The following is a 26,248-nucleotide window of genomic DNA, read 5'->3' as shown; positions in this document are numbered from 1 at the left end:
GCGGTCACTGCCGCTCCGGGGCACTGCCGTGCCCCTGCTCCGCCGGCTGCTCGGCCGGCCCGCCGGACACCAGCGGATCGGCCAGCGCACCCGCGCCCAGGCCGACAGCGAACGCGGCCGCCAGCACGAGCACGTACAGGGTGATGCGCACCGGGGCGGTCATCGCCGAATCCCCGCCGCGCAACCGGCCCCGCGCACCTTCGGATCGCTGCCCGTGGTCTCCATCTCCACCCCTAACCTCGGATGCGGATACCATACCCCCCTAGGGTACCTGTCGCGCAAGAGCGATCCGCTGATCGCCGCGCCGCCGCCCCCGCCGAAGGGGCGGGAGGCCAGGGGTCAGGATCTCCGGGGAGCCGCGAGGCGCGAGGGGGAAGGCGTGTCCGGGGGGCGGGACCGGGGGCTCAGTCGTCCTTGAGCGTCAACCGGGCGATGGGGCGGCCGCTGCCGGGATGCGGAGCGCACGTGAATCCGGCCTTCTGGAACATGCGCACGGTGCCGGTGTAGACCTCGGCACTGGGCGCGCGCCCGCCGGCGGTGTCGACGGGGTAGGCCTCCAGGATGCGGCCGCCGTTGGCGCGGGCGTGCTCGATCGCCCCGTCCAGCAGCTGCGAGCCCATCCCCTTGCGCCGGCGGCGCGGCGGCAGCCAGAAGCACACGAGCGACCACACCCCGGGCTCGTCGGGGTCGGTCGGCCGCAGCGAACGGGAGCGCGCCAGCCGGACGAAGTCCTTGCGCGGCGCCACCGAGACCCAGCCGCACGGCTCGGAGTCCTCGTAGGCGATCAGACCGGGAACGTCCCCGTCGAGCGTCACCCGGCGCAGCGCCTCGCGGTTGCTGTCGCCGCGCTCGGGAGGAGCGCACGACACGCTCGCGGTGAAGTCCTTGGCTCTGCGCCGGAAGTACACGCACCAGCAGTGGCCGTAGGCCCCGGTAGGCCCGAACAGCCGTTCCAGGTCCGCCCACCGTTCCGGGGTGGCGGGCTCGATCGCGACGATGGTCATCTGGCCCCCTAGAACACGGGTGGTTGTGACCTAGAACACTAGCGACTCACGTCCCCAGAAGGCACCCTCGCAGCGCCCGACTTGCGCTCCGGTTCCCGCGCCCCGCCGTCATCCCAGCGCACAGCCGTATCCTCGCGAAACGGGTTGCACGGCGACGCGGTCCGAGGAGGACTCGACCAGCTGCGCCGGCCTCTCCCCCGTCCCGCCCTATGTCGTGCGCTGGGAGCGGCACCGGGCCGTCGGATGGGGGCAACGCTGCCTCGGCTCCGCTGTCTTCGCCGAAGCCGCCGGGGGTGTGCGATGACCTATTCCAGTGACTGCTAGCGCCGCCCCGACGAGGCGCACGCCGACGCCCTCTACGACACCTTGAGCGACGCGCTGAAGGAGCGCGGCCACACGCCCGCCCATCGCGCGCGTGCGCAGGACAACGCCGACGCCGCCTTCAGCGTGCTGGACATGTGGCTGCGGGCGGGAGGAGAGCCGCCCGTCCCGTGGCGGCAGTCCGGTCTCCGAAGGCGACGCCGAGCGATAGCCGCTCCCGGCGCCCGAACCCGAGCGCAGGCCCCTGCAACAGACGCCGGCCCCGGCGCTCCGGTCTGACCGGGGCGCCGGGGCCGAGCAGGGCACGTGTGCCGGGTGCGGGCGGGTTACGAGCCCGGCTTGCCGACCGTGTCGGGCGTGCCGGGCTGCTGCTCGGGGTCCCAGCACTGCACGCCGCGCAGCTGGGGCAGCCGGTCGCGGGTGAAGACCGGGTCGAGGCCCTGCTTGCGCTGAGCGACGTAGTCCTTGAGCACCAGCCCCACGGCGCCGGCCAGCGGCGCCAGGGCCACCAGGTTGACCAGGGCCATGAAGCCCATGGCGGTGTCGGCCAGGCTCCACACGATCTGGACGGTGCCGATCGAGCCGAGGAAGGTCGCGATCAGGAAGATCACCTTGAACCCGGTCATCACGCCGCGGTTCTCGGTGAGGAAGGCGACGTTGGCCTGGCCGTAGTAGAAGTTGCCCAGGATCGAGCTGAAGGCCAGGAGCAGCAGCACCAGTGTGAGCGCGTGCAGCGACCAGCCGCCCAATCCGGTGTCCAGGGCTTCCTGGGTGAGCACGGGGCCGCGCTCGGTCCCGAGGGTCGGACTGGTGCTCAGGATCAGGAACGCGGTCATGGAGCAGACGATCAGGGTGTCGAAGTAGACGCCCAGGGTCTGCACGAGGCCCTGCTTGACGGGGTGGGTGACCGCGGCCGTGGCGCCGGCGTTGGGCGCCGAACCGAGTCCGGCCTCGTTGGAGAACATGCCGCGCCGCACACCCTGGATGATCACCGTGCCCAGGGTCGCGCCGGCGAACTGGCGCAGGCCGAACGCGCTGTCCACGATCTGGCCGAAGACGGCGGGGATCTGGTCGAAGTTGAGCACGACCACGATCAGCGCCATGAGGATGTAGAAGATCGCCATGAAGGGCACGAGCGTCTGCGTGACGTAGGCGATGCGGCGCACGCCGCCGAAGACGACGAGGGAGGTCACGGCCACCAGCAGCAGCCCGACCACGGCGGTCACCCAGCCGCCGAACTCGTACCCCAGGGCTCCGGCGGAGTTGGAGACGGCGCTGGCGATGGTGTTGCTCTGCACCGCGTTGAACACGAACCCGAACGTCACCGTGATCGCGATCGCGAAGATGACGCCCATCCACCGGGCGTTGAGGCCGTGCTGCATGTAGTAGGCGGGGCCGCCGCGGTAGCCGGAGGGGTCCCGGACCTTGTACAGCTGGCCCAGGGTGGACTCCACGAAGCTGGTCGCCCCGACGAACAGGCCTGCGATCCACATCCACAGCACCGCACCGGGCCCGCCGATCGCGATCGCGCCCGCGACACCGACGACGTTGCCGGTGCCGATGCGTGCGGCGGCCGAGATCGAGAAGGCCTGGAACGACGAGATCGCCCGCTTCCCGTCCGGCGCGATCTCGGGCTTGCTGCGCAGGGTCCGGAACATCTCCGGGAGCAGGCGCAGCTGGACCACTCCGAGCTTGATGGTGAAGTACAGGCTCAGCCCGGCCAGGAGGGGGATGAGGATCCACGCCCAGAACGCGTCCGTGAACGTGGTGACGAGATCGTTTGCTAGTTGGTTGACTTCTTCCACGGCCCGTGGGGCTCCTTTGCTACGGGGGACGGCACCCGCCCTTGCGTACCCGATATGGGCACTTGCTCACGAATCGGCGCGACCCGTTACCGGAAGAGAATCGTTCCGTTACGGTGCTCTCTTGCAGCCGCGTGCGCCGTCGTGTTGGCCCCGCCGCCGCTGGTGCGGCGACCCCCGCGCATCCGTTCGCGCGCGGTTCCGCCTTCCAGCTTCCCCGGATCCCCGGCCGTCCTCGCCGCGGCGCGCCGACCGCTTCTCCCGTCCGGTCGGCGCCGACCGCCGGCGGACCGGGGCGCACACGTCCCCCGGCCCCAGTCCGTGTCGCGCCGGTCGGCTGCGGCTTCCTCAGCGGCGCGTGCGGTCGGAGACCGCCGCCTCCGTACGCGCCGCCGACGCTTCCTCCGACCGGCCGGCCTGCAGAGGCACGGCGGCGAACTGCCCGCCCGCGCCGCTGATCGACCGCCCTTGGGCCGACCGCCCTTCGGCGAAGCGGACGCGTGCACCGGCACGTTCGGGCGGCGGGAGCGTCGCGCACACCGCTTCCAGCACCCCGGCATAGGCCGTTCCGCGTCCGGCGAGTTCGGCACGCAGCCGTTCCAGTCCGGGCCGCAGCCGTGCCAGCAGCCGCTCGCCGCGCTCGGGGGCGCCGCGAGCGGCGAACTCCAACAGGACCGCAAGGTGGTCGGGCCGCTCGGAGCCGACCGTCCGCCAGTCGCCGCGCGCGTAGACCTCGGCGATGCGGGCGCGCAGCCGCCGCCGGCGCCGGGAGTCGCCGCCGATGTGGTCGAGCAGGTGCAGCGTGCGCCGCCGCGCACCGAAGATCCGGGTGTGGTGCGCGCGCAGGTCGGATTCGGGTTCGGAGGCGGCGTGGTCGCATACGTCGGTCAGGGCGCGGCGCGCGGCGATCGCCGGGAGTTCCAGCAGAGCGCGGCGGACCAGCGGGAGCCGCTCGTAGAAGCCGGTGTCGGGCGGGCCCAGCAGCACCGAGGCGGCCCGGCGGAGTACGGCCTCAGCGTCAGACTCGTCCAGCGGCCCGCCCTCGGCACGAGCATGGTCGGCCGTTCCCCCCGCGTAAAGCGATCCTGCTGCGCCTGCCGACGCGCGCTTCGCAGCAGACGCGGGCGCCGGCGGAGCAGACCACCGGTCGCGCGGACGGCACGGGGAAACGGAATCGAAAACGCCGTTTATCTGCGCATGCGGTTCCTGCTTCGCGACCTGCGAAGATCGAATCAGATATGCGTCGAAACCAAGCAGAAGCTCGACAGCATCAGCATTCTGACCTGGCCTTTTACCGAGAGCATCCATTTTTACCACTCGCCTTTTGCGTAGCCGTGGGCCACACTGAGTGCGAATCCGCACTCACGAGTACAGAACAGACCCATTAGCCGGAAACATACCCAAGAAGACCGCTTTCCCCCACACCAGATGCATTCCGAATTTCCGGCTTCGCCGGTAGGCGCGCGGCCGAGCGGGCGGACCAGCCGCTCGCTCGGTGCCGACAGCGGCGGCACAGCGGCAGGCGCGGTGTCAGACCGCTGCCTCCGAGGCGCGTACGAGTGCGGCCGCGCGGTTGCCTACGCGGATCCGCTCCAGCGCCCGCGCACCCTCGGGCAGCGGGACCTTGCGAGTGCGCGCGGTCACCGCCAGCACGGCATGGGCGGGCACGACCGCGGCCAGTGCGCGCATCAGGGCGGGCACCGGCTCGCCCGCGGGAACAGCGCCCGCGAAGGCGGTAAGGCCGCCGTAGGGCACGTCGGTGAGGACGAGGTCGACCCGGTGCTCGGGCGCCACCGGGTCGAAGGCGTCGCCCGCGCGCACGGTGCGGTCGAGGTCGCCGCCCGACTTGCGCAGCCGCTCGGCCAGCCGTGCAGCGGTATCGGCGCGTTCGAGCAGAGCGGGCTTGCCGAACGCCGCGGCGTCGTCGCGCAGTCCGCTTTCACGTTCGGCCAGGCCGGACAGGGTGAGCAGGGCGAGATTGCGCTCGGCGATGGACAGCGCAGCAGGATCGGTGTCGGTGGCCAGCAGCCGGCACAGGCGGGCGCGGTGCAGCAGGCCGACGGCGGTGGCCAGGTGCCCGCTGCCGCAGCAGGGATCCCACAACGACACCGGTGCGGCGGGAAGGTGGGCCGCGGCCCGCTGGAACAGCTCGTCCGCAAGGCGGACGGGGAAGCCGGGGTGGCCCGGCGCCGAACGGAGCACGTTCCCGCTTGCCAGGTCGGAGTGGTCGCGGCGCTCGGTCGCGTAGCGGTAGGCCACCACGGGATCCCTTCGCGGCCGCAGCGCGGCGGGCCGCCGACGCGGATGACGCGGATGCGGGGATGGGCGGTCCTGACGGGATTTGAACCCGCGGCCTCCACCTTGACAGGGTGGCGAGCACTCCTAACTGCTCCACAGGACCTCGGCGCGCCGAATCCGCCGATGCGGCGGCGCACTCGGACTACTCTAGCGCCCATTCAGGAGTGCTCCGTACCTGCGATCCCCGCTGAGCCCCCGCCACCGGCCGCCGCCGTCGACGGCCCCGGTGGGGCGGGCCTGCTTCCACCCCGGTGTGTCCGACGTCTCGATCCGGCCGTCGGGCAGGTGCCGCCGACAGGTGGTCAGGAGACTCCGGAGACGTCGATGTGGCCCGTAAACGGCGACGATGCCGCCGGGCGGCGCGTGCGTCGACGGGTGGTGTGAGCGGTGAAGCGGCGGACCCGCGCACATGCGCATCCGGCGGCGGCGCGCATCCCGCGTCGACGGCTACAGTGCGGGCAAGGGGCCGCCGCTGGCGGCCCGCTTGGACGAACCGTCAGCGTAGGAGGCAGCGCCGCCGGCGACCGGGGCTCGGCGGCGGCCGGAGGGATCGCAGGTGAACGACCCGGAGCGCAGCACCGAGCCCGCGCAGCAGGACGACTCCGCGGCGCAGTCCGACCCCAAGATGCCGCCGGCCCACACCAGCGGGCGCGTAGACCGCTGGGTCTGGGCGGTGCGCCTGGCCAAGACCCGCGCCGACGCCGCCCAGGCGTGCCGTGGCGGACACGTGCGCGTCAACGACCGGCCCGCCAAACCGGCCACGACCGTCCGCGAGGGCGACGAGGTGCAGGTGCGGCTCCACGGGGTCACCCGCGTCGTCGACGTGACCAGGGTCATCGACAAGCGCGTCGGCGCGCAGGTCGCCCGCCGCTGCTACGACGACCGCAGCCCCGAGCCCACTCCCCAGCCGCGAGGCGCGGTCCTGCGCCGCGACAAGGGTGCGGGCCGTCCCACCAAGCGCGACCGCCGGCAGATCGAGCAGCTGCGCCGCCAGGGACTCTGAGGGGGCGTAGAAGGCCGGGGGCGCGCTTCGGCGGGCGGGCGCCCGGCCGTGTTCCCCCTTCGCGCCGAGGGGGCGGCCCGGGTTCGGGCATCCACGCGCGTGCGGCGATCGGTCCGTGCCCGCGGCCGACTCGGCGAGCCTGGGACGACGGTGCCGCGCGCCCCCGTCTCCCATCCGCTCATGCGTCCGGCTGTCCCGCTCGTCGCCGGGGTCGAAGCCGGAGTGGTCCAGCGCCGGGGCGCCCTCCTCGACCGGCCGTCGCATCAGGCTCCAGCCGCCGTCGAAGGAGCAGACGAACCGCTCATGAGGCGCGGATTTCAGGGCACTGCGGGGTCCGGCTCCGAAGCCCTGCTCGTCCAGGTGGAACGCGTGCCCGACGTCCTCGGCGATGGCGCCCGGCGCCCACCACGCCGCGTGCAGGTCCGGCTCGGTGAGCGCCCGAGGAGCGAACCCGGATTCACTCCGTACCGCCGTCGCGCGGGCTCTCGGCGGCGTCGGAGGGATCGGCCGCCCCCTGGGCGCGCCGGCGCTTGCGCGACATCCTGCGGAAGACCCACGCGGCGTCGAGCATCGCCAAGCACACCACGCCCCAGGTGATGGTCCCGAAGCTCCAGCCGTCGGTGTTCCAGGACATCACGCCGAGAGAACCGGCGATCGCCGCGCACAGCAGCGCCACCCACACCGTCCAGCGCCCGATCACGCCGCACCTCCTCGTCCCGACTCACCAGGCGCCGGGTAACCGTCGTGGTCATGAGCTGACGAAGCAGAACTCGTCGCCTTCGGGATCGACCATGGCTTGGAAGGACCCCTGGTCGTCGGTGACCGTATCGCCGAGCCCTGCTGCCCCGAGACCCACCGCTTCGGTGGCGGCGGCGCCGATGTCCTCGACCGCGAGGTCGAGGTGGAGCCTGCTCTTCGCGGCCTTGCTCTCGGGCACCGGCTGGAAGGCGAGCTGCGCGAACCCGGGCATCCCGACGTGGGACCGACCGCGACCGCGGTCGACCGGGTCGCTACCGAGCGGCTGTGCCCAGAAGCGGACCAGGGTCGTGGGCTCGTGGCAGTCCACGACGATCTGATGCCGGTGCGCACGCATGCACGAGAGCCTAGTACGACCCGGATGCACTGCGAGGAAGCGGCCCGTGACGTGACGACGGTCGTGCGGGCCGCTGTCACGGTCGCCGCCAAAAAAGCCCGGCGCCTCTTCGGCTCCGGGCTTTCGCACTGCTCAGACTGTGTGGCCAGGGACGGGGTCGAACCGCCGACCTTCCGCTTTTCAGGCGGACGCTCGTACCAACTGAGCTACCTGGCCCCAGACACACCGTCGGGTGTGCGAGGCGGTCCTGACGGGATTTGAACCCGCGGCCTCCACCTTGACAGGGTGGCGAGCACTCCTAACTGCTCCACAGGACCTTGTTCTGTTATCGTGCGGCTCGACAAATCCGAACGATCGGGATCATTCGTTCCGCGCTCTGCGTCTCATTCTGCCAGACCTTCGGCAGTGCTTTGACCGGAGCCGTACCCCCAACCGGATTCGAACCGGCGTTACCGCCTTGAAAGGGCGGCGTCCTAGGCCACTAGACGATGGGGGCCTCGACGACGAACGCGGCCGTCATTCCCACTTCGCCAGTCGTCGGGACGGCCCAAGCATACGGGAGATACCACCGCGGTGCCAAAGCGGTTCGCCGGACGCCTGTCACCCCGGCGATCCGGCAGGCGACTCCGCGGCTCCCTCAGGGCGCGCCGTCGGCGTCGGGCCGGCGGTGGCCTCACCCGATGCGGGCGTCGAGGGTGTGGGGGGCGTGGGCGGCTGGGGCGTGGACGTGGGCGGGGTGATCTCGCGGCCGGGATCCTCGGAGATATGCCGCTCGATCTGCGCCGAGGACAGCCCCAGACCGCCCAGCGTGACGTCGTCCCAGGCCTGCAGGCGTCTGCTCTCGGCGTCGAAGTACAGCACCGAGGCCTGGTAGGGCGTGGGCTCCTCCGAGCCGCTGTCCAGGGCGCGCAGGCCCGCACCGCCGGTCGACCCCTGGACGATGTAGCGCGTGCCGGTGTCCTTCAGCTCCGTCCACCGGCTCTGGGCGTTGCCCGCCAGCACGAGCGGGACGCGGCCGCTGAAGGCCTGGCCCTGCAGCGGGTCGTGGAAGACCGCGACGTCGACCGGCGGCTCGCTGCCTTCGACCGAGGAGACCTGCTCGGCGCCGATCCCCGCGAGTTCCTTGCGCGAAGGGTTGTCCAGGGTCCGGTCCGGCGTGAACCGGGGATCGCCCGCGCCGTAGAAGACGATGCCGCCGACCTCCTGTGCCTCGTCGTCCAGCACGACCGCGTTGTCCTGCTCCGCCACCGCGCGCTGGGTGCCCATCGAATCGTGGTTGCCGCGCACCCAGACGTAGGGGACCTCCAGGGACTCGATGTCGTCGGCGAAGACGTCCTCGGCGGCGCTGCCCCTGTCGGTGATGTCGCCGGAGTCGACGACGAGGTCGACCTTGAACTGCTCGCGCAGCGAGCGGATGACGTTCCACCCCGCGGGGTTCAGGTGCAGGTCGGAAACGTGCAGCACGCGGATGGTGTCGGCCTCGGTCTCATACTCCGGCAGCGCCGAGGTGGCCTCGTAGATCTGGGAGACGTTGCCCACCAGGCTCGCGAGCTGCTGGCGGTAGCGCGAGAACCGGCTGACGGCGTTCTCGGCGCTGCCCACGACCTGCGGCGCGCCGGCCAGCAGACCCGTGTAGCGGGGCTCGGCGATCGCGGCGGGGTTGAACGTCGCCGCACTGGCCCCGCCCGCGCCCGCGAGCACGAGCAGCGCCGTCAACGCGCTCATCCCGGCCCGCCGCCAGTCCCGGAACAGGAGCAGCGCCGTGACGCCCGCCCCCGCCACCGAGGCGACCACGGCCTGGGCGAACAGCCGGATGACACCCTGGCGCAGCTCGTCGCCGATGCTCTGGGCCATGCGGTTGATCGCCTCGGGGTTCTGGAACATCTCCTGTGCGGCCGACAGCCGGATCTCGGAGATGGAGGCGCGGAAACTCACCGGCGCCGAGTGGGTGTCGAACTCCAGCCTGCCGAGCGGCGAGACGTCGACGACGGTCCTGCCGTCCCAGTCGGGGCTGACGCTGAACTCCACGTCGGCAGGGCCGATGGGCGCGACGATCTGCCCGCCCAGGGCGAGCCCGAGCCAGCCGCCCAGAAGCGCCGCGACCACGACGGCACCGAAACGCCAGGTGCGGCCCCGGCGGATGCGGCTGAACCAGGAGGCGGCGACTCGTACGGCCTCCACCAGTCGGGGTCTCACACGCGATAACACCTCTCCATCATGCCCCTGCGCGCCCGCTGCCGACGCCCGCATGGGCCCGCGGCGGCCGTGCAGCGGCGGCGGACCCGGCCCTGCGCCCGCACCGACCGGACCACCGGTATCGGCCTCGCCGCCCATTGCCCCATGCCGCACAATGCGAAGCGTGGTGGAACTGACGCTCGCACGGTTCGAGGAGCTTGTCGCCGACGCCCTCGACGCCATTCCCGAGAACCTGACCGGCTACATGGACAACGTGGTGATCACAGTCGCGGAGAACCCGCCCGAGCAAGGTCTGCTCGGCCTTTACGAGGGCGTGCCGCTGACCGAGCGCGGCGAGGGCTACTTCGGCGTCCTGCCCGACCAGATCTCGATCTACTGGAGGGAGATCTGCGCCGTGTGCTCCACGCCCGAGGAGGTGGTCGAGGAGGTCCGCATCACCGTGATCCACGAAATCGCCCACCACTTCGGCATCGACGACGAACGCCTGCACGACCTCGGCTGGGGGTGAGACCGGCCGCGCAGGGCGCCGCTTCGGATTTCATTTCGGGACTCGGCCCGTTCGGAGCCGCTTCGCGCAGCACAGCCTTTACCCCCGGATTACCTGGTCAAAACGGACCTTCAGCCACATGAATCCCCGGTGCGGGCCAAGTGCCTACAACGAAACAGAAACGAATAGGCCCAAACGACTTGCGGAAAAGCGCACACATCAGGAACGGTAGGTCATCAACCAACAACTTAGAGTGACACCTTTGTGACCCAGTAAGGGAGTCGCCGAGTGGGCGATCCGCACATGGACAGCCGCGAAGCCAGCGTCCCCCCTCGGGCCCGCGGACAGGCGAACCCACCGCACCCTGGAGGCGACGCAGCCGGAGCAGTCCCCGACGAAGCCGCAGATCCGTCACAGGGAGGTCCCACCACCACCGCCGCCGTCGCCGAGGCCGACGGCGATCCCCCCGCCCCGGCCGATTTCGGCTCCCCCGAGGGACCCGAGGGGCCAGGCGACACCGCGGCGGCGCAGGGACCCGAGGAGTCCGACCGACCGGAGCCTCCCTCCGACTGGCGGAGCGGCTACCGCGAGGTCCTGCGGGTACCCGAGTACCGCGCGCTGTGGTCGGCGCAGGCACTGGCGATCACCGGAAACTTCCTGCTCAACATCGCGCTCACGGTGCTCGTCTACGAGCAGACGTCGTCGGCGCTGGCCGCCGGGATCACCCTCGCCCTCACCTTCATCCCCCAGGTCGTCGGCGGGCCGCTGCTGTCCGGGCTCGCCGACCTCTTCCCGCGGCGGCGCGTACTCATCGTCTGCGACGTCGTCCGCGCGGTACTGGTCGCCGCGATGGGCATCCCCGGTCTGCCGATCTGGGCGATCTGGGCGCTGCTGTTCCTGTCCACCCTGCCGCTGGTGCCGTTCGGGGCCGCTCGCGCCGCGCTGCTGTCCGAGATCGTGCAGGGCGAGCGCTACATCGCCGGCTCGGCCATCCTGCAGCTGACCTCCCAGACCGGAACACTGGTAGGGCTGGCGGCCGGCGGCTGGATCGTCGCCATGATCGGCGCCAACTCGGCCGTGATGTTCAACGGACTGACGTTCCTCGCCTCGGCCGCGATCCTCTACTTCGGCGTGCGCCACCGCCCTGCTCCCCGAGAGGACGGCGACTCCCGCCCGTCCCTGTGGCAGGTGACACGCGACGGCACGCGGCTCGTCTTCGGCGACTCCCGCCTGCGCACGCTCGGCCTGTTCGCTTGGCTGGCGGGGATCTACATGATGCCCTACGGGCTGGCCAACCCCCTTGCCGACGAGGCCGGCGCGGGCTCCACCGCCGCGGGTTTCATCATGGCGGGGCCGTCGCTGGGCGCAGTGGTCGGCGGCTTCGTGCTGACGCGGTTCATCAACCCCACGAGGCGCATGCACATGATGGGGCCGATGGCCGTGGCCGCCTCCGCGCCGCTGCTGCTGTGGCTGGCCGACCCTCCGATGTGGGCGATGGTCACGCTACTGGTGGTCTCGGGCGCTGCGGCGTCTTACCAGTTCGTCGCCAACGCCGCGTTCGTACTGTGCGTGCCCGCCGAGGGGCGCGGCTTGGCGTTCGGCCTGGTGGCTGCGGGACTGCAGGCCGCACAGGGCATCGGGATCGCGCTGGCCAGCCTGCTGGTGGAGGTCACCAGCACGCAGGTGGTCATCGTCGGTGCCGGGACGGTCGGCGTCCTGTCCGCCGTGTGGCTCGCGGTCCACTGGTCGCGGATCTCGCGCAGCGCCATCGAGCTGATGAACACGCCGGAGCCCGCGGCCGCGGCGAGCTAGCAGAGCACCACCGCGGTGGGCGGCCGCTACCGCCCCGTACGGGTACACCGACGGCCGTCAAGCGAGCGGCACGGCGGCCGCGCTACCGCCGCGCCGTCACTCGACGGAGGCCTTCCCCGCCCGGTTCGCCGGCGACCCGACTCGTTCACCCTGCTTGGCGGGCGCTTCGGCTTCGGCCTCGGACCGCATCCGGTCCGGCTCCCCCCGGCTCGATTCGAGTGCGTGGGGGAGTCGGGGAACGAAGCCCGGCCTGGCGCGCAGCGACCACATCAGAGATCGGACTTCTTGCCCTGGAAGTTGCGGATGATGTGCTCGAGCATCGAGGACTCGCCGTTCTCCTCGGGCATCACCAGCCAGGCGATGATGTAGAGCAGGAACGCGGTCCCGCCGGTGAGGAGCGCGAAGGCCACGAAGGCCAGGCGGACGATGTTGGGGTCCACGCCGAGGAACCCCCCGATACCCCCGCACACGCCGGTGAGGAGACGCTGACTACGGCTGCGACGCAGCTTGGTGCTGCCGGTGTTGTCGTTCATGCTTACAGCCTGCCCTTCCGCCGCGCGATTTCCCATCGGGAACGCCCCTGGCGCTCCCCTGACCGCAACCCTGACCCGCCTCCCGAGCGGGTAAACGGGCCCGTCCGAAAGAACGGGCCGCCCTCCTTTCGGGCGATCCGGTGCCGATTTCGAGCGATCCGATGCCGAGGGGACGGCGGGCCGTCACTCCGCCGAGGGGTCGAGAGCGATGACCGGCTTGATGTCACCGGACTGGCGGTCGAATGCCTCCACGGCCCGGTCCAAGGGGACGCGGCGGGTGATGATGCGCTCCAGCCATTGCTCGTCGGCGGCCGCCAAGGCCTCGGCCGCCTGGCGGTAGTGGCGCAGGTTGGCGTTGACCGAGCCGACCACCGCGTCGTTCTCCAGCACGATGTCGCGGTTGAGGCTCCCCGCGTCCACGGTGATCCGGCGGCCGGAGGGAGAGACCCCGGTGAGGCACACGATGCCGTAGGGGGAGGTGCCCGCCATGGCCTCGAAGACCGGTCGGGCGGCGCCCGTGGCCTCGACGACGACATCGGGAGCCAGGTCGGACATCACGCGCTCGATGTCCTCGGTGTGGTACTCAGCGCCGAGGTCGCGCACCATCGCGGGTTTCGGGCCCTCGGCGTGGCGGTCGAGCACATGCACGTCCAGGCCGCGCTGCTTGCCCAGCAGCGCCGCCAGCAGTCCGATGGGGCCGGCCCCGGTGACCAGCACCCGCTGCGGGTCGAACCAGGAGCGGCCGCCCACACGCTCGATCTGCTCCCAGGCCTTGGCGACCACGGAGGTCGGCTCCATCAGGACGCCGACGCGCTTCAGCCCGGCGTCGAGCTTCACGGCGTACTCGGGCTCGATCACCCACGCCTGCGCGCCGTAGCCGTCGGCCCCCTTGATGCCCCGCTCGGTGAAGCGGCCGTTGCGGCACATGTCGAACTCGCCGCGCGCGCAGGCACCGCACGGCACCGGATCGGGCCGGCGCACGACGCCCACCACGAGGTCGCCCCCGACGAACCCGCTCCCCTCCGGCGCCCGGCTGACGCGCCCGAGCGACTCGTGACCCGCCACCAGCCACTCGCGCCCCTCGGGAAGCGCGCCGTGGCCGCCGGAGACGACCTCCCGGTCGGTCCCGCACACACCCAGGGCCAATCCGCGGACGAGCATCTCCCCGGGCCCGGGATCCGGTTCGGGCAGCTCGCGCACCTCCAGCGGGTCGTCGCTATCGGGGGTCACGGTGACTGCCCGCATGACTGCCCTCCGCCGGTCGCGCCTCCACAGGGTCCACCCCCATGCCTAGCCGCACCGCGGCTCGGCAAACCCGCCCAGCGCCCCACCGGACCCGGACCCGCCGCGCATGAAAACCCGTTACCCTGGTACCCGCGCGTGTGCCATCCTCGTGCCCACGCCGCGGGCCATTAGCTCAACAGGCAGAGCAGCGGACTTTTAATCCGCGGGTTCAGGGTTCGATCCCCTGGTGGCCCACCTTGTTTTCGCAGGTCAATGGCCTGTGTGTGCCCTGTGGGGCCCGCCGCCGAGGCGGATGTCGCTCCGCGGGTGCTCTTGTGTCGCCGCCGTGTCGTTTGTGCAGGTCAGGGGTCATCCCGGCGTCTGCCGGCGGCCCGAGAATCCACGACTCCTCCGGTGCCGCTGGAGCAACGCGGAGCACCCGGCACGCTCCGGCACGAGCGTCTCGCGCCCGACAGCCGGGGCGCCCCGCCCGGTTGCCTCGTCCCACGACTCAGCCACGCGCTGACCTCCCCTCCCCTGCCAGCGGAGTCGATCCGACGCGTCCTCGCCCGCGAACCGGCAGGCAAACGCGGGAAGGCCGCACAGCTACGCAGGAGTCCACCCGACACGAGAATGCAGGGCTAGCTACGACCTCCTTGCGCTCGGGCAGGCCGGGATGCGCCGGGGCGGCTTCCGGAGCCGTCACACGTCGGCGATTCCGGCGTGTGGTGGAGTCGGCCGCATGGGAACCTCCACGCTGCGCCCCGTAGCCGAGTTGGTCGTCGGCCTCCTGCCCACGGTCGTGCTGGTCGTCGGCGCGCTGGCGATGTGGCGCATCCGGCAGAGCCGACCCGCCTCGGGGGCCGTGGCGACGTCTGCGGCCGATGCGCTGGCCGTGTTCGCGCTGCTGCCGATGTATTCGGTGACCCTAGCCGCCCCGGGCGCCCACGGCGGGCTGGTGCTGGTGCCCTTCAGCGACATGTTCGCCACCGGCCTGAGCGCCACCGCGCTGTACCAGTCCGGAGGCAACATCCTGCTGTTCATGCCGCTGGGCGCGGCCCCCAGTGGCCCCCGGGGCGCACTGATATTCGCCGGCATCGAGGACGGTCCGATGCCGCTTTCCGGTGGAAAAATGGGTGGTGAGGCGATCCGTGCGGGAAGGGGGCAGGATGCGCACCGTCGGTATCGACCTGGCTGTTCAGGCTCGCACCACCGCGGCATGCGTGATCGACTGGGACGAGGAGGGGCACATGTGGGCACGGCCCGCTCGGGGTGCGGTGATGACGATCTACTGGCACTGCTGTCCGGGTTAGCGAAGGGAGATCGTGCCGGCGTCGACTGCCCGTTCGGCTGGCCCGTGGCCTTCGCCCACGCCGTCGCCGCGCACATGGCCGCAGCCCCTTGGCCGGGCCGCGGCCAGGACCGCGCCGCGCACTATGCGAGCCTGCGATTGCGCCGCACCGACACCTATGCGGGCCGGTCGACGTTGTCGGTCTCCTTCGACAAGCTGGGCGCGACCGCTGCGCGGTGGGCCCATCTGGCCGATGCCTTGGCCGCCCGGGGACACTCGGTGGACCGTGCCGGGGCCGGATCGGTGGTGGAGGTGTATCCGGCCGCTTCCCGCCACCGGTGGGGCCTGGGCGCTCAGCGCAGCATGGCGAACGTGCTGGAGGCCGCGCCCTACCTGCGTTGCTCTTCGCCCGTCTACGAGGTCTGCCACGGCAACGAGCACGCCTTCGACGCCCTCATCGCCGCGCTGACCGCGCGCGCCACCAGCTGCGGCTACACCACTGCGCCCGCCGCCGCCGAGGCCGAGCTGGCCGCCCGCGAAGGCTGGATCCACCTGCCCGAACCCGGCAGCCTGCCCCGACTGCACAGCCAGGCGCTGCCCTGAACCCTGCGACCCGTCCGAAGTGCCGGTGAGCGGCAGGACCCGAAACCGCAGGTGAGAGGTTGCCCTGGGCAGAACCGGCGGCGCAGACTGGAACCCAGGTGATCTGACACCGGGTCGGCGCCCGCATCCGGGGGCGGAACGGGGCAGTGGGGGGCTGCGCGATGGACACCACCATGCAGATCCACGTCTCCAGTGACGACACGCACGCGGAAGACCTGGCCGATCTGATTGCCGCGTTGCACAACGAATTGCTGCAGCTCGACGTCGCGGAGGTGCGCCCGCTGAGGGCGGGACCGCCTCCAGCCGGCGCCCGCGCGGAGTGGGGAATCGACCTCGGCAGCTTGGCCGTCGTCGCCGACGCCTCGGTCGAGACGCTCAGCCGGATCGTGCGCAGTCTCCGGGCCTGGCGCGACCGCGCCGAACCCCGCCCGAGCATTCGCCTCGAGATCGGCGGCGACGTCGTCGAGATCTCCGAGGCCTCGGCCGAGCAAGCCGAACAGAGTCTGCAGCTGTTCCTGCAACGCCACGGGACGGTTCGGGAGCAACGGTGAGCGGCGCACGCCGGGCGCTGATCATCGCCCAGGACACCTACGAAGATCCCGGCCTCACCCAGCTGCGCTCCCCCGCGCAGGACACCATCGCGCTGGCCGAGGTCCTGGGTGATCCCGAGGTCGGCGGCTTCGACGTCACCGTCGTGCACAACGATCCCTCGCCGGTGGTGGCCGGGCGGGTGGAGGAGTTCTTCGCCGAGGGCCGGCGCGAGGACGCTCTGCTGCTGCACTTCTCCTGCCACGGGTTGAAGAACGTCTCCGGGGAGCTGTTTTTCGCGGCCTGCGACACCGCGCCGCGGCTCCTGCGTTCGACGGCCGTCTCGGCCCACTTCGTACGCAAGTGCATGAGCGCCTGCCGGGCCCGCAACACCGTGCTGCTGCTCGACTGCTGTTTCGGCGGCGCATTCTTGGAAGGAATGGGACTGCGCAGCGCCGGCGACGCCCACGTACTCGACACCTTCTCCGGCCACGAAATGGGCAGCGGGCGCGGGTGGGCGGTGGTGACCGCCTCCAACGCCATCGAATACGCCTTCGAAGGCGAACGCCTGGCCGAAGACGCCCCGCATACCCCCTCGGTTTTCACCAGCGCCCTGGTCACCGGGCTCTCCACCGGCGAGGCCGACCTCGATGAGGACGGGCGCATCTCCCTCGACGAGCTCTACGACTACCTCTACGACCGCATTCGCAGCGAGAACCCCCACCAAACGCCCAGCTGCAGCGTGCATGTCCAAGGCGACGTCTACCTCGCACGCAGCACGAGGCGCCACCGCGCCCTCAACCAACTGCCCGATGCGCAACGCCAGGCCCTGCTCAGCCCGGATCCGACCGCCCAGCACTGGGGCGTGGCCCAGCTGGAAGGTGCAGTGACCGGAGCCGACATCTCCGCGGCCGCCACCGCCCACGAGGCCCTGCTGTGGTTGACCCGCCAATCCCCGGGCCCCACCACCAGCCAGGCCCACCGGGTACTGGAGGCCGCCACGCTCACCCCGATACCGGCCGTCCTGGACTTCGGCCGCATCCCCCAAGGCGCTCCCGCCCCGCACCGGCTGCTCCACCTGATCGGCCCGCCCTTGGCGCGCCAATGCACCGCCCGCCCGCGCAGTGCCGACCTACGCGTGCAGTCGGCCCCGAGCACCGATGGCGTTCTGGAGGTCGAGCTCGCCACCGACCGGGCGGGGCCGCTCGATTCCGCGATCCTCCTATCCGGCCCCACCGGCGACGTCCACGTCCCCGTAACAGCCGAAATCGTCCCCGCCACGGAGGCCGACACCCCCACCGTGCCACAGCAGGCCGCGCCACAACCCGCACCGACCGCCGCGGCCACTCCGCCGCCTCCCGCGCACTGGGGCTCGCCAGTCCAGCAGCGGGCAACCCGTCCCAGGCCGTCTCCCCGCATGAGGCGCCGCGTACTCGCTCGCCTGATCGACCTCGTCATTGTGGGGGGAGCCGGCTGGGTACTAATGATCTTCGCGATCGTGCTGGGCGAAGCCGTCGGTCTCCCAACGCGTGCCGCGGACGCCCTGCTCAATGTCGTGGGGGCGCTTGCGATCTTCGGGTGGGGGCTACTGATCTTCTTTTACGACACCCTGCTGCTCCGAACATGGGGGCACACGGTGGGCATGGCCGTGCTACGTGTGCGGGTCGTCAACGCCGCCGACGGCGGCCAGCTCCGATGGGGCCAGGCTCTGACCCGCGCGGCCGTGTTCGGGCTCCCGCAATCGGTCCCGGGCCTGGGCCAGCTCTTCGTCCTACTCGAATCGCTGGTCGCCCTGCCCGATGGCGAGAACCGCCCGCTGCACGACATCGCCGCACGAACACTGGTCCGGACGTCGGAGACGGAAGTGTCGTAGCTGGAGGGCATGTGCCACTTGAGGGTGCGCAGCTCCAACCAAGTGGCGATCTCCGATGGGGTCAGCGCATTGATCCAGCCTGAGGTGAAGAACTCCCGGGGGACGTCGATGCCGCGCTCGGGCACGGTGTAGAGGCGGGGTGACTGGTAGACGTCTCGCCCGAGGTGACGATAAGAATTTCGGCGATCACGATCACGCTTGTCGATCAGTCGGAAAACTGGCCACCGAATTTTCGAGCATGCACAACGGACCTCCCAGAGATGGGGAGATCTCGCTCGCGGACAGCTGAGCGACGCCATGCTGCCCACCTGGTGCGACACCAGGGACGCGAACAGTGGGGTCTCCGGCGCTAGGTGTGCGTGTCCATCCCGTGAGACGTAACTGTCGCGCGCGACACCCCCAGGTGCGCCTATATCCGTATTGCCTGGAATGCTTCGTCTGTCGTGACTGATGACGGCCCAACAATCCGCTTCCGATTGTCAGATCCGCGGATTATCTTCGTGAAGAACCGTTCGTCCGAGTCGGACAGGAGAACCTGCGGAATGACGCAACGCGGTGGCCGATCTGAATGGGAACGACAGCAGGCGGCAGCACGTCGCGAGGCCGTACGCGCAGCGAAAGAGGCAGCACGTCGCGAGAAGGAAGCCGAGCGCCGTCGCAAGCAGCAGCACGTCGAGGACCAGCAGAAGCGCTCCGAGGACCGGACGCGGGAAGTCGAGCAACGCGTTGCCGTGCTCGATTGTGTTCTCGCCGACGCTCTTCAGCGTGCCCCTGTGAGGTTCGATGATCTTGTCGTGAACCCGAAGATCCCCCCGTTCGACCCGGGCCGCCTCGAAACCCCCGAGGCCCAGCCCGCCTGGGCCGAGTATGAGCCGGAGCCTCCCGGGCTATTCAGTCTGCTGTTCGGCGGATCCGCTCGTCATGATCGAGACGTCGAACGAGCCAAGCAGGCCTTCCAGGACGCGGTCACCGCGCACAAGAAACGGGAGAGCCAACGGCTGCGCGCCCTGTCAACAGCCCGCAGCGAACACGCGGCGCGTGTTCGGGCAATCAAGGATGCGGCACGGTCAGAAAACGCCGCGCTCGAAACTCGATCCGTGGAGTTCGCCCAGGGCCGATCTGAAGCGGTCGAGTGGTTCGTCACGCGCATCCTGGAAAGGTCAGCGTACCCGGAGGAATTCCCCAAGAAATACCAGGTCGCCTATCGCCCGCAGAACCGTGACATCGTGGTTGAACTCGAACTTCCACCGACGTCCGTGATCCCCGATGTGCGCGGCTACAAGTACGTGAAGACCCGCGACGCGATCGATCCGATCCCACGCCCGGCGATCGAGGTGAGGAAGCGCTACGCGCGACTCATCGCATCCGTGGCACTGCGCACCGTGCACGAAATTCTCATTGCAACGTCGGCCGACGTAGTAGAGGCCGTCGTTTTCAACGGAAGGCTGACGACCACCGACCGCGCCACCGGTAAGACCACCCTGCTCCACCTGCTCAGCGTGGAGAGCGAACGCGCCGAGTTCGAGGACCTGGTGCTCTCCAAGGTGGATGCCGTCGCCTGCCTGAAACGGCTCAACGCGCTGGTCTCCCCAAACCCCTACGATCTGGAAGCCATCGAGCCGCTCATCGAATTCGATCTGAAGCGCTTTCGCTTCACCGAAGATATCGACATGGTATCGGACCTTGACTCGCGCAAGAACCTCCTCAAGCTGAACCCGACCGAATTCGAGCACCTCGTCAGGGAGCTTTTCTGCGCTATGGGAGCCGAGGCGTGGACCACCCTCCCGTCCAAGGACGGAGGTGTCGACGCGGTGGCCACGAGTAAGAACATCTTCTTCGGCGGTGTCTGCCTCATCCAGGCGAAACGGTGGTCAAATCTGGTCGGGCTCGACGCGGTCCACGCGCTAACCGGAGTGATGGCCGATCACAACGCAACGACGGGGGTCCTGGTGACCACCTCGTGGTTCGGCCGCGCCAGCGAGCAGTTCGCCCAGCGCAACCGCATTAAACTCATCAACGGCGCCGAGCTGAAGCACCTGATCAAGGAGCACCTCGGCATCGAGGTCGTACCCGGCGTCGCACCGAAGCACAAGCCCCGCGCGTCCAGCAACAAGCAGACTGGGCGGCCTGGGCCGACACAATGACCGTAGAGCTCACGCCGGTCGGGACGGAGTCACGGAGTGCCGGGCTTCGGTCAGCGAGACTGTGGCCCTGGCTCTCCGTCGCCGTCGTCGTCGGGCACGGGAACGCTTTCTCGGCGCGGCCACCGCTCGGCTGGGCAGTGCTCACCCGCCCATCAAGCACGGCAAACTAAGTGGAGACGGGGAGGTGCCGCCGAGCCCCCACTAGCCTGGTGATGGCTGAGGGTGTGAAGGTCAGCCCGAGTATCAGGGAGTTGAGCTCATCGCTGGAGAGGCCGAGTTCGACGGCCAGGCGCGCCGCGCCAAAGGCCTCCAACTCTCGCGGAGCCTGGCTGAGACCTTGGTCAGGACCTGAGGTCTCCCTGGGTATGCCGCCTGGCTCGTCGCTTCGGAACCCCAGTTCGGCCGTTTGCAGGCCGCCCGGCGCTGCCAGTCGCTGAGCAGCCCCAGGTCGCGTAGCCGGTAGGCCAGTGTTCGGCGATCGCCCCGATCCCCCGGCGGTTGAGGAACAGCGCGAAGATCAGCCGGACCACTCACTCGGTGTTGGGGTCAGGTACCAAGCGATGCGCGCGTTTGCCGTCGGCGGCCTTGGAGGGATCGGGGTGGGGGCCGATGTCTTCGAGCATGTAGCCATACGATGGGCGGGCGTCCTGTTGCGCCTCGGGTTCTGTGCAGGCTCTGATTCCTCCCAGGCAGGAAGGATGCCGAGCATGGCAGCACCGAAGAAGTACAGCGACGAGCTTCGTGAGCGGGCGACGCGGATGGCGGAGGCGATCGCGGCCAAGAGCCAGAGGATGGGCCCGATCCGCCAGATCGTCCGGCAACTGGGCATCCATCCCGAGGCGCTGCGGTCGTGGGTCAAGCGGGCCGAGATCGACGCCGGCCGGGCACCCGGCCAGACCAGCGAGGTCACCGAGCGGATTGCCGAACTCGAACGCGAGAACCGGGAACTGCGGCGGGCTAACGAGATCCTGACGACGTCCGCGGCGTTCTTCGCGCAAGCGGAGTTCGACCGCAAGACCAAGTAATCCCCGCGTCCTCGGGCCGCAGGCGCGAGGTTCCGGTCATCGACTACATCGACGGCCACCCAGACCGCGTCGTCGAAGGGCAAAGGCTCGGAGTCGAGCCGATCTGCGCCGTCCTGAACCAAGCAGGGGCGCGGATCGCACCGAGGACCTATGACGCATCGAAGGAGCGCGCACCCTCGGCGCGCAGGCTCCGGGACGAGGAATTGATAAAGCGGATCACACGGGTGTTCGACGAGAATTACGGTCATGATCACTTCATAACCACGGCTGCGCTGCGACGTGCTGTTCGCGATGCTGCGCGACGGCACGTCCTACCAACCACCGGTCGCGCAAGCGGCTTGACAACCCATAGAAGCACCCTCCCGGCCCGTTGGAGGGCCGGGGGCCTGCGCTCCCCCGGCAGAAAGACGGATCATGGCGCTGGATCTGTGATCCCTGCGCGCTCCCTACTCGCAGAGAAGCGTCGCCCCTACTCGGACTCCGCTTGCCAAGGCAGACGCGGCCGACGCTTGTCCGAGCCCTGCCCTCGACCGGGGCGACTGTTCCACATCAACAGCAGATCCCGGACGAAATAGCGGGCGCGCGGATACCAGTGCCGACTGCCGTCCACCGTGGGCGGCACGGTATCGGGGCGTTGATCCTTGATCTGGCTCACGCTGCGCCCGTGGACGCCGATCATCCGGGCGAAGCGTCCAAGGGTGACCTGTTCGTCCAAGAATTCGGCGGGAAGTTCCACAGGATCCGGCCTGCGAGGGCGGAACGGTTCGAGCTTGGCAGAGTCATAAAGGTTGCTCCCGCCCCCGCCGCCCTTGTCGGTTGCTCCCTGCCGCGTCCGCTCCGGGGCGGGAAAATCCGGGTAATAGCGCGGCATAACATGCACGACGTAGGAGTGGCTATAGCCGCACTGGCCGACCCATTCCTTCAAAGTGATCAAGCCTGCGCTCGGCGTCTCCGGTTCTTCTTCCATACGTGGCCCTTCCTTCCTGGTGAGACGGGAATTCACCGCGAGCGCGGCGCGCACTGCGGCAGCGTCGACGCCCAACTCCGCGCCGTCCTCGTCGGTGATCTACAGCTCGATCGCCCACTCCTCCAACGCGGTCAGCTCGTGGGACAGGTCGCCCTCAAGCTCGGGCAGCAGGACGGACACGGTCTCGCCGGTGGTCGTCATCAGGTCGCCTCCTGGGCGTCGTCGATGGTCACGTGGCGCCAGCGCTCCCAAGCGCTCTGACGACTGACGTCCAGCTCCTGATCGATCTCCTCCCCGGTGGCGAGTTGCTCGCGTGCGGCCTTCACTGCGGCGGCCAGCCGCTCCTGGGCCTCGGCTGCGGCCTCGGCCGCCAGACGCAGCTCGCCGCGGATCAGCCGCCCCAGGGCCGCGGGCGGGAAAGGGCCGTAGCCGTCGGCGCTTTCGGCGTCAGGGTGGTCGGCGAGGGCGTGGAAGCGGAATCCGCGCCATCCGCAGCTGCACGCCACCCGCCAGCCCACCACCCGCTCTGCGAAGTCGGTGGTCCAGATGCCGTCGTTGTCGGTGCCGTTGTTGAGCACGGCGGCGGTGAAGCCTTCGTGGCCGTCCAGACCTTCGAGGAAGTACCCCAGGTGCGCTCCCGGTGTCAGGGTTTCCTGACCGCCGAATCTGTCAGGACACCCTGACGCACACAAGAGCAATCCCGAAAATGGCGTCAGGCTCCCCTGGCACGCACTTGATTATCGGCTTTCGAGCGGTCCCGCCAGTACGTGCCCACAGGGCGCGGGTTCCCCTGGGCGTGACGCAGTTCACGCCTCGGAGCGTCACAAATCCAAGGCCTCGGAGCCACTATCGAGCAACCGAGGCGGATAGGCACCGCCCCGGCGAACAGGAAAGGAGCCTCATGGATGCCCAACAGCCAGCTAAGGAGCCGAATTGGGTGAGGAGCAGGTCGACCGACTGGTCCGCCTGCTCCACGGCATCATCGCCGTTGTGTGCGCCTGCACGGTGCAGGTGCACGCAGCGGCTGCGCTGAGGAGCGCTGACCGAGAGGTCGGCACCCTCCACAGGGCCGTGATGTGCCCCCAGCTCCGCCCGGCACCCCATCTGCGTATTAGCAGGTCAAGGGGAGCAGTTGGCAGTTCCCGATTCCCAGTTGCCGTCGCGACTGAACTGCTTGCCGGACGACAGGGGTGGTGCCAATGAGCCCACCCCGGCTCGCTATCAAGAAAGGGCATCCATGGCAGACCACGATTCCACCCAGCACGCCTCGGCGGAGGATGAGAGGCAGTACTCCCTTGAGGAGCTGATCGACACCACGGCGAAGACCGTTTCCTACCTGCTCTTCCGCGGCGTACCGCCGGCGGATGCTGAGGATTCCGCAGCCCACGCCTACCGTGAGGCTCGCCGACGCCTGGAGGCCGCGAAGCCCGTCGACAGCCTGCCGGGATTGATGCGCCGGATGGCCTGGTGCTTCTACTCCAAGCAGGTGCACCGCCGCGAGAAGAACGTGCCTGCAGTACACACTGACCGGCGGCCGCGTCACCTCGATCGATGACGTTCTACTCAACACCACCGGAGCGCTGGCAGGTGCCGGGCTGACCCGGCCATGGTGGCGCCCCAGGTGGCAATTCGAGTCGGACGACTCGGCTGCCAAGGGGGCTCCGGAGCGGTGACCCACGAGACCGCAGGCAGCAGTTGCCCCTCTCGCGCACCGGCAGGGAGGTACCACCCTCCGCGCTACAGGGGACGGTTGGAGTTCTCACCCGATGCGCAGCGTGCTGCCCGAGAGGTCCATCGCCCTCGTCTACGGAACCCGACCCGAACAGATCAAACTGTCCGTACTGGTCACCCTGCTCGGCGATCATGCCCGCCTCATCCACACAGGCCAGGACCACGCCCCCGCTCTCGCCGACGGCCGCCCGCATGTGCAACTGACCGTCGGCGGGGCCGCGTGGTGTCCAGGTCGGCCAGGCAACCGCTCAGATTTCCCGCCACTTCGCGGGGCACCCGCCCTGCACGCTCATCGTCCAAGGCGACACTAACGCCGCCCTGGCCGGTGCGCTCGCAGCCAACGCCGTCGGCGTCCCCCTGATCCACATCGAGGCCGGGCTGCGCAGCGGGGACCGGGCGATGGCCCGAGGAGCACAACCGGATCGTGATCGACCACCTGGCCGATCGGTGCTGCGCGGCCACTCCCGGCAACGTCACCAATCTGTGGGCGGAAGGGATCGCAAAGGAGCGAATCGTCCTCATCGGCAACACCATCGTGGAAGCCGTCCACCTCACCTCCCATGACCACGGCGCCGCGCGGGCCGCCACCGCGGCCTTGAACAGACAGTCCTACGTCCTGGCCACTCTGCACCGGCCTGAGAACGTCGACACCTCCGACCGGCTCGCAGCCGTCCTGACCGCGCTGCGCCGACTGGAGCCGCCGGTCCTGCTGCCGCTCCACCCCCGCACCCGCGAGGGAATCGCCCGGTTCGGCCTCGACCCGCTACTCGCCGGACTCACCATCACCGGCCCCGCGACCTATCCCGCCTTACTCGCCTTGGCCGAGGCCGCCGCGCTGATCGTCTCCGACTCCGGCGGCGCCCCGGAGGAGGCGAGCATCCTCGGCGTCCCGGAGGACCTCCCGGTCACTGCACCTTGCGTGCTACCCCCGCGTGGATGTGGGCAGGGGAATCGCTGCCCACTTCAACCCGGCCGTCCGGTCGCCACCGGTCGGCGGAGACGATGCCCGGCTCCACCGGAGCGAGACCGTCGAAGAAGGCAGCGATGTCTGCGGGGCTGCGCAGGTAGTAAGGCAGCGCCACAATCTCGTTGTGGTGCTCGACGGCCTCGACCATCTCGTCGTTGGTGTTGACGCCATCGGAGATCACCAGGTAACTGCCAACCGGCAGATCCGCCACCAGGTGACGAACGAGCGGATGCGCATGGGGATCGGGGATATGCCCCAGAATGCTCAGCAGGACCAAAGCGATCGGCTGGGTGAAGTCCAACCGCTCGCGCGCCTGGGCGAGAATCGTGTCCGGGTCCCGCAGGTCGGCGTGCACGTAGTCGGTATAGCCTTCCGGGCTGCTGGTCAACAACGCGGTGGCGTGGGCGAGCACCAAGGGGTCATTGTCGACGTATACCACCCGACTGTCGGGTGCGTGGGCCTGTGCGACCTCGTGGGTGTTGTTGTGAGTGGGCATGCCGGTGCCGATGTCGAGGAACTGGCGGATGCCGCACTCGTCGGCCAGATGGCCCACCGACCGGGCGAGGAATGCGCGGTGCTGGCGGGCGTCGGTGACGATGGCGGGATAGATACGACGCATACGGTCACCCGCCTCACGGTCGACGGGATAGTTGTCCTTGCCGCCGAGTACGTAGTTCCACACCCGCGCGGAATGGGCCACGGTCGTGTCCACCGAGTCCGGAACCGGTGGGTCGGCTTCCGGCGATGACGAGAACTCACTCATACGCATCCAATCAGCCTGGCGCGACCGGGCGGGACACGCTGGCCCCGCCTCGTCGTCCTCTACGAGCGTCCATCACGCATACTGCTAGAAACCCGGCGAGTACGGAAAGTCGGGCAGAATGCCGTTCAGCTGGAGCCCGGAAACGGGAGCGGCCCCCTCTCACGCGATCGCGGAATCCCGTGGCTGGAAGCGGGGCCGTCCCAGCGACGCTGACCTCCCCTCGCCCGCGAACCCGCAGGCCGACTCGGGAAAGCCGCGCAGCGCTAGACAGGCCCAGCCGACACGAGGATGCAGGCCGGCAACAACTCCTCGCGCTCGGGCAGACGGGATGCGCCGGAGCGGCTTCTGGAGCCGTCACACGTCGGCGATTCCCGGCGTGTGGCGCAGCCGCCGCATGGGAACCTCCACGCTGCGCCCCGTCGCCGAAGCGAGCGTCCTCCTGCCCGCGGTAGGGCTGATCGTCGCCGTGCCGGCGATGTGGCGCATCCGGCAGAGCCGACCCCGCCGCGACGGCCGTGGCGGCGTCTGCGACCGATTTCTGGCCGTGGGCCAGCCACTCCGTGATCCGAATCAGACCAGACCC

The 26,248-nt window shown here is 69.9% G+C and carries 24 protein-coding genes, 5 tRNA genes and 2 pseudogenes; 13 read left to right on the top strand and 18 right to left on the bottom strand.

Annotated features, from left to right (window positions below):
* Positions 1–4: 4 nt before the first annotated feature.
* From LP52_RS27095 to LP52_RS05605, 6 genes are all read right to left on the bottom strand, one after another.
* Positions 5–163: a hypothetical protein gene (locus LP52_RS27095; RefSeq protein WP_157036219.1), complete on the bottom strand. Its 159-nt coding sequence runs from the start codon at positions 161–163 to the stop codon at positions 5–7.
* A gap of 241 nt (positions 164–404) precedes the next feature.
* On the bottom strand, positions 405–1,004 hold the full coding sequence (locus tag LP52_RS05625; RefSeq protein ID WP_040271325.1) for a GNAT family N-acetyltransferase: 600 nt from the start codon (positions 1,002–1,004) through the stop codon (positions 405–407).
* Between the two features lie 647 nt (positions 1,005–1,651).
* Positions 1,652–3,130, bottom strand: a complete 1,479-nt coding sequence (locus LP52_RS05620; protein WP_040271323.1) for an alanine/glycine:cation symporter family protein — start codon at positions 3,128–3,130, stop codon at positions 1,652–1,654.
* A gap of 345 nt (positions 3,131–3,475) precedes the next feature.
* Positions 3,476–4,114 (bottom strand): nitrate reductase molybdenum cofactor assembly chaperone, encoded by a 639-nt coding sequence (locus LP52_RS05615; RefSeq protein ID WP_084722927.1) that lies wholly within the window; start codon positions 4,112–4,114, stop codon positions 3,476–3,478.
* A gap of 543 nt (positions 4,115–4,657) precedes the next feature.
* Positions 4,658–5,386: an rRNA methyltransferase gene (locus LP52_RS05610; RefSeq protein WP_040271322.1), complete on the bottom strand. Its 729-nt coding sequence runs from the start codon at positions 5,384–5,386 to the stop codon at positions 4,658–4,660.
* A 67-nt stretch (positions 5,387–5,453) separates the two neighbouring features.
* Positions 5,454–5,528, bottom strand: a tRNA-Asp gene (locus LP52_RS05605).
* Positions 5,529–6,050: 522 nt separating this feature from the next.
* On the opposite strand from LP52_RS05605, the gene LP52_RS05600 reads away from it, so the two are divergent.
* Positions 6,051–6,428, top strand: coding sequence for an RNA-binding S4 domain-containing protein (locus tag LP52_RS05600; protein WP_040271506.1), 378 nt, complete (start codon positions 6,051–6,053; stop codon positions 6,426–6,428).
* 457 nt (positions 6,429–6,885) lie between these two features.
* Here LP52_RS05600 and LP52_RS05595 read toward each other — a convergent pair whose 3' ends face one another.
* The 6 genes from LP52_RS05595 to LP52_RS05570 all read right to left on the bottom strand — a co-directional run bounded on the left by LP52_RS05595 (position 6,886) and on the right by LP52_RS05570 (position 9,771).
* Complete coding sequence (locus tag LP52_RS05595; protein ID WP_040271320.1) at positions 6,886–7,128, bottom strand: hypothetical protein; 243 nt, start codon at positions 7,126–7,128, stop codon at positions 6,886–6,888.
* A 48-nt stretch (positions 7,129–7,176) separates the two neighbouring features.
* On the bottom strand, positions 7,177–7,521 hold the full coding sequence (locus LP52_RS05590; RefSeq protein ID WP_040271319.1) for a VOC family protein: 345 nt from the start codon (positions 7,519–7,521) through the stop codon (positions 7,177–7,179).
* Positions 7,522–7,663: 142 nt separating this feature from the next.
* Positions 7,664–7,737, bottom strand: a tRNA-Phe gene (locus tag LP52_RS05585).
* Between the two features lie 26 nt (positions 7,738–7,763).
* A tRNA-Asp gene (locus LP52_RS05580) sits at positions 7,764–7,838 on the bottom strand.
* 106 nt (positions 7,839–7,944) lie between these two features.
* Positions 7,945–8,017, bottom strand: a tRNA-Glu gene (locus LP52_RS05575).
* A gap of 104 nt (positions 8,018–8,121) precedes the next feature.
* Positions 8,122–9,771, bottom strand: coding sequence for a metallophosphoesterase family protein (locus LP52_RS05570; RefSeq protein WP_084722949.1), 1,650 nt, complete (start codon positions 9,769–9,771; stop codon positions 8,122–8,124).
* A gap of 100 nt (positions 9,772–9,871) precedes the next feature.
* Here LP52_RS05570 and LP52_RS05565 point away from each other — a divergent pair, with 100 nt between their 5' ends.
* Together LP52_RS05565 and LP52_RS05560 are read left to right on the top strand one after the other, a co-directional pair.
* Positions 9,872–10,225 (top strand): metallopeptidase family protein, encoded by a 354-nt coding sequence (locus tag LP52_RS05565; protein ID WP_040271318.1) that lies wholly within the window; start codon positions 9,872–9,874, stop codon positions 10,223–10,225.
* A gap of 267 nt (positions 10,226–10,492) precedes the next feature.
* On the top strand, positions 10,493–12,016 hold the full coding sequence (locus LP52_RS05560; RefSeq protein ID WP_238580742.1) for an MFS transporter: 1,524 nt from the start codon (positions 10,493–10,495) through the stop codon (positions 12,014–12,016).
* A 269-nt stretch (positions 12,017–12,285) separates the two neighbouring features.
* On the opposite strand, the gene LP52_RS05555 is transcribed toward LP52_RS05560, so the two are convergent.
* Both LP52_RS05555 and LP52_RS05550 read right to left on the bottom strand, forming a co-directional pair.
* On the bottom strand, positions 12,286–12,549 hold the full coding sequence (locus LP52_RS05555; RefSeq protein WP_040271316.1) for a PspC domain-containing protein: 264 nt from the start codon (positions 12,547–12,549) through the stop codon (positions 12,286–12,288).
* A gap of 183 nt (positions 12,550–12,732) precedes the next feature.
* Positions 12,733–13,794, bottom strand: coding sequence for a glucose 1-dehydrogenase (locus LP52_RS05550; protein WP_040271315.1), 1,062 nt, complete (start codon positions 13,792–13,794; stop codon positions 12,733–12,735).
* A 161-nt stretch (positions 13,795–13,955) separates the two neighbouring features.
* On the opposite strand from LP52_RS05550, the gene LP52_RS05545 reads away from it, so the two are divergent.
* From LP52_RS05545 to LP52_RS05515, 6 genes are all read left to right on the top strand, one after another.
* Positions 13,956–14,028, top strand: a tRNA-Lys gene (locus LP52_RS05545).
* Positions 14,029–14,515: 487 nt separating this feature from the next.
* Positions 14,516–15,667, top strand: a complete 1,152-nt coding sequence (locus LP52_RS25640) for a DUF429 domain-containing protein (RefSeq protein ID WP_052809472.1) — start codon at positions 14,516–14,518, stop codon at positions 15,665–15,667.
* 161 nt (positions 15,668–15,828) lie between these two features.
* Positions 15,829–16,218, top strand: coding sequence for a hypothetical protein (locus LP52_RS27090; protein WP_052809470.1), 390 nt, complete (start codon positions 15,829–15,831; stop codon positions 16,216–16,218).
* Positions 16,215–18,068 (top strand): caspase, EACC1-associated type, encoded by a 1,854-nt coding sequence (locus LP52_RS25630; RefSeq protein WP_052809467.1) that lies wholly within the window; start codon positions 16,215–16,217, stop codon positions 18,066–18,068. The genes LP52_RS27090 and LP52_RS25630 overlap by 4 nt, the downstream gene beginning before the upstream one ends.
* 443 nt (positions 18,069–18,511) lie before the next feature.
* The gene (locus LP52_RS27985; RefSeq protein ID WP_202966047.1) at positions 18,512–20,212 is read left to right on the top strand and encodes a restriction endonuclease; all 1,701 of its coding nucleotides are present in this window, start codon (positions 18,512–18,514) and stop codon (positions 20,210–20,212) included.
* Positions 20,213–20,919: 707 nt separating this feature from the next.
* Entirely contained in the window at positions 20,920–21,237 is a 318-nt protein-coding gene (locus LP52_RS05515; RefSeq protein WP_040271311.1) for a transposase, read from the top strand.
* 469 nt (positions 21,238–21,706) lie between these two features.
* Here the strand turns inward: LP52_RS05515 and LP52_RS05510 are convergent, their stop codons facing one another.
* Both LP52_RS05510 and LP52_RS25625 read right to left on the bottom strand, forming a co-directional pair.
* Entirely contained in the window at positions 21,707–22,204 is a 498-nt protein-coding gene (locus LP52_RS05510) for a hypothetical protein (protein WP_040271310.1), read from the bottom strand.
* Between the two features lie 200 nt (positions 22,205–22,404).
* Complete coding sequence (locus tag LP52_RS25625; RefSeq protein WP_157036217.1) at positions 22,405–22,896, bottom strand: hypothetical protein; 492 nt, start codon at positions 22,894–22,896, stop codon at positions 22,405–22,407.
* A 545-nt stretch (positions 22,897–23,441) separates the two neighbouring features.
* On the opposite strand from LP52_RS25625, the gene LP52_RS05500 reads away from it, so the two are divergent.
* The 4 genes and pseudogenes from LP52_RS05500 to LP52_RS28900 form a co-directional block, all read left to right on the top strand.
* Complete coding sequence (locus LP52_RS05500) at positions 23,442–23,759, top strand: hypothetical protein (RefSeq protein WP_040271308.1); 318 nt, start codon at positions 23,442–23,444, stop codon at positions 23,757–23,759.
* On the top strand, positions 23,716–23,877 hold the full coding sequence (locus LP52_RS28910; protein ID WP_157036226.1) for a VanZ family protein: 162 nt from the start codon (positions 23,716–23,718) through the stop codon (positions 23,875–23,877). Before LP52_RS05500 ends, LP52_RS28910 begins: the two co-directional genes overlap by 44 nt.
* 292 nt (positions 23,878–24,169) lie before the next feature.
* Positions 24,170–24,322: pseudogene (locus LP52_RS28905) on the top strand (UDP-N-acetylglucosamine 2-epimerase); the annotation flags it as partial.
* A 25-nt stretch (positions 24,323–24,347) separates the two neighbouring features.
* Positions 24,348–24,815: pseudogene (locus LP52_RS28900) on the top strand (UDP-N-acetylglucosamine 2-epimerase); the annotation flags it as partial.
* Between the two features lie 25 nt (positions 24,816–24,840).
* Here LP52_RS28900 and LP52_RS05495 read toward each other — a convergent pair.
* Entirely contained in the window at positions 24,841–25,665 is an 825-nt protein-coding gene (locus LP52_RS05495) for an SAM-dependent methyltransferase (protein WP_040271306.1), read from the bottom strand.
* Between the two features lie 354 nt (positions 25,666–26,019).
* On the bottom strand, positions 26,020–26,151 hold the full coding sequence (locus LP52_RS28705; RefSeq protein ID WP_274518785.1) for a hypothetical protein: 132 nt from the start codon (positions 26,149–26,151) through the stop codon (positions 26,020–26,022).
* Between the last annotated feature and the right edge of the window lie 97 nt (positions 26,152–26,248).

Source organism: Streptomonospora alba (assembly GCF_000826685.1).
In the GTDB taxonomy this organism is placed as follows: Bacteria; Actinomycetota; Actinomycetes; order Streptosporangiales; family Streptosporangiaceae; genus Streptomonospora; species Streptomonospora alba.
Note: the sequence above shows the minus strand (reverse complement) of the source record. Positions and strands in the feature narration are given on the sequence as shown.

Bases quoted from the DNA above. Each gene is read 5' to 3' on its own strand.
- LP52_RS05510 (WP_040271310.1), bottom strand. From the start codon at position 22,204: ATGGAAGAAGAACCGGAGACGCCGAGCGCAGGCTTGATCACTTTGAAG.
- LP52_RS05555 (WP_040271316.1), bottom strand. From the start codon at position 12,549: ATGAACGACAACACCGGCAGCACCAAGCTGCGTCGCAGCCGTAGTCAG.
- LP52_RS05590 (WP_040271319.1), bottom strand. From the start codon at position 7,521: ATGCGTGCGCACCGGCATCAGATCGTCGTGGACTGCCACGAGCCCACG.
- LP52_RS05625 (WP_040271325.1), bottom strand. From the start codon at position 1,004: ATGACCATCGTCGCGATCGAGCCCGCCACCCCGGAACGGTGGGCGGAC.
- LP52_RS25640 (WP_052809472.1), top strand. From the start codon at position 14,516: ATGGGAACCTCCACGCTGCGCCCCGTAGCCGAGTTGGTCGTCGGCCTC.
- LP52_RS05600 (WP_040271506.1), top strand. From the start codon at position 6,051: ATGCCGCCGGCCCACACCAGCGGGCGCGTAGACCGCTGGGTCTGGGCG.
- LP52_RS05550 (WP_040271315.1), bottom strand. From the start codon at position 13,794: ATGCGGGCAGTCACCGTGACCCCCGATAGCGACGACCCGCTGGAGGTG.
- LP52_RS27090 (WP_052809470.1), top strand. From the start codon at position 15,829: ATGGACACCACCATGCAGATCCACGTCTCCAGTGACGACACGCACGCG.
- LP52_RS05500 (WP_040271308.1), top strand. From the start codon at position 23,442: ATGGCAGACCACGATTCCACCCAGCACGCCTCGGCGGAGGATGAGAGG.
- LP52_RS05570 (WP_084722949.1), bottom strand. From the start codon at position 9,771: ATGCGGGCGTCGGCAGCGGGCGCGCAGGGGCATGATGGAGAGGTGTTA.
- LP52_RS27095 (WP_157036219.1), bottom strand. From the start codon at position 163: ATGACCGCCCCGGTGCGCATCACCCTGTACGTGCTCGTGCTGGCGGCC.
- LP52_RS28705 (WP_274518785.1), bottom strand. From the start codon at position 26,151: ATGCGCCACATCGCCGGCACGGCGACGATCAGCCCTACCGCGGGCAGG.
- LP52_RS05515 (WP_040271311.1), top strand. From the start codon at position 20,920: ATGGCAGCACCGAAGAAGTACAGCGACGAGCTTCGTGAGCGGGCGACG.
- LP52_RS05495 (WP_040271306.1), bottom strand. From the start codon at position 25,665: ATGAGTGAGTTCTCGTCATCGCCGGAAGCCGACCCACCGGTTCCGGAC.
- LP52_RS05565 (WP_040271318.1), top strand. From the start codon at position 9,872: ATGCGAAGCGTGGTGGAACTGACGCTCGCACGGTTCGAGGAGCTTGTC.